This window comes from Legionella sp. km772 (assembly GCF_003989735.1).
GTDB lineage: Bacteria > Pseudomonadota > Gammaproteobacteria > Legionellales > Legionellaceae > Legionella.
Window position 1 is genome coordinate 1 of record NZ_RZGQ01000308.1, and the last position, 1,865, is coordinate 1,865.

Here is a 1,865-nt window from a genome sequence, read left to right on the forward strand (position 1 = left end):
TTGATTTTTTTGATGCAGTGTAATAATTTCGCTTTTTGGTCATTCTATTCCCCTCTTATATTAGAAGAATAGCTCTTAAAAATACCTTTTTTTCGTCTAAAAATCCGCGCCTATATCAGGCCAATACGTAGAATCCTTAATACCGGAACCTTACAGACATCCAGAACACCGAAAATCATTTTTTAGCAACCCCCATCTAAGACCTATGGGTATAGGTATGGAGCTGTTTGGACAGCGAAAAAATGCTGAGATATTTCCAATAGAAATTAGTTTAAGCCCACTAAAAACAAAAGACGGTATGGTGTGTGTCGCCGCTATTCGAGACATTACTGATCGTAAAAAAATCGATAGAATGAAAAATGAATTCATTTCTATTGTCAGTCATGAGCTAAGAACGCCATTAACCTCTATCCAAGGTTCTCTGGATCTGCTAGCAATAGTCCAGGATGATTATAATAAAGACGCCCAAGATTTATTAACCATTGCACAGCGAAATTGTGCACGATTAAAACAATTAATTAATGATATTTTAGATCTACAAAAAATTGAATATGGTGGAGTTGGTCTGAAATTAGAACCAACAGATATGAATCAACTAGCCCGAGAAGTGGTGGCGCTAAATCAAGTGTACGCACAATCTTTAGAGGTAAAAATAGAACTACTGGCTTCAATGCTAGAATTGAAAGTAAGTATTGACCCTGACAAAATAATGCAGGTACTAACCAATTTAATTTCGAATGCTATTAAATTCACTACAGAATCATGGACGGTAATTATCAGCATTAGCAAAAAAAACAATGTGGTTAGAACGGAAATTATCGATAAAGGGCCTGGTATACCTGATGAATTTAAAACACACGTTTTCCAAAAATTTTCACAACTGGATTCTTCATCGAGAAGAGTCCATGGTGGAACTGGTCTTGGATTAAGTATATGCAAAGCCATTGTAGAAAAGCATGGTGGAATTATTGATTATTATAATAATTCCGATAAAGGAACTACCTTTTATTTCGATTTACCTCTATTAACTATAGAGCCTATTGGATGAATAACTTTATGGCTAAAAAAGAACTAAAAAATATCTTAATTATTGAAGATGAAACCGATATTCAATTCATTTTAAAAATGGCCCTAGAGAAGCTTGATACATTTAACGTTAGCTATTGCAGTTCAGGTAAAGAGGCATTAAAAAGTGCGGAGGAATTTCAACCTGATTTAATTCTTCTTGATGAAATGATGCCTGGTATGGATGGTATAGCAACCTTTAAAGCACTAAGACAAGTACCTTCTTCCAAAGACATTCCCATAGTATTTATGACAGCGAAAGTACAGGCTAGTGAAAAGAAACAGTATTATGAATTAGGGGCCTCAGATGTCATTTCTAAACCATTTGATATCAAAAATCTAGCCTCCAGACTACGTCAACTTTGGGACGAGGCATTAAACCCTAAAGATCAAACCTAGTATGAGAATTTTTAAAATAAACTCGAATATGATTACAAAGATAAGGTTTTAATAGGGTTCTTTTCAGGGGATGGAAATTTCCCGCAGCAACCATGAAAGCATTTACCAGTCTAGGCCGCAGCCAATAAATCAAATTTTTTGTTATTCACCAATTTTTCTATAAGACATGTAAATTAATACATTTCTGATCGTTATAACATAAATTTCATTCATTAGAAGAAAAAATTTTTAAGCTTAGCCAAAAGGCACTTCACTTTGTTACTCATGTTACGCACATAAACTTTAGCTAGGTCCGGGGATCTGGAACAAAATTCAGGAAAAATAAGAGCTATTCCCGGTTTGTTAGTTCATTCACCTTACTCTCAGAATGGCTTATCCACAAGTCCATAGGCCAGGAGAGC

General features: G+C 34.9%; 2 protein-coding genes. Both read left to right on the forward strand.

All coding sequences use genetic code 11. The annotated features are described in order from the left end of the window. The first annotated feature begins 112 nt into the window (after nt 1–112). The gene (locus ELY15_RS15490; protein WP_255411133.1) at nt 113–1,048 is read left to right on the forward strand and encodes a PAS domain-containing sensor histidine kinase; all 936 of its coding nucleotides are present in this window, start codon (nt 113–115) and stop codon (nt 1,046–1,048) included. Nucleotides 1,049–1,056: 8 nt separating this feature from the next. Then, a complete protein-coding gene (locus tag ELY15_RS15495; protein WP_127101620.1) occupies nt 1,057–1,464 on the forward strand; it encodes a response regulator in 408 nt (135 codons plus the stop codon). Nucleotides 1,465–1,865 lie beyond the last annotated feature (401 nt).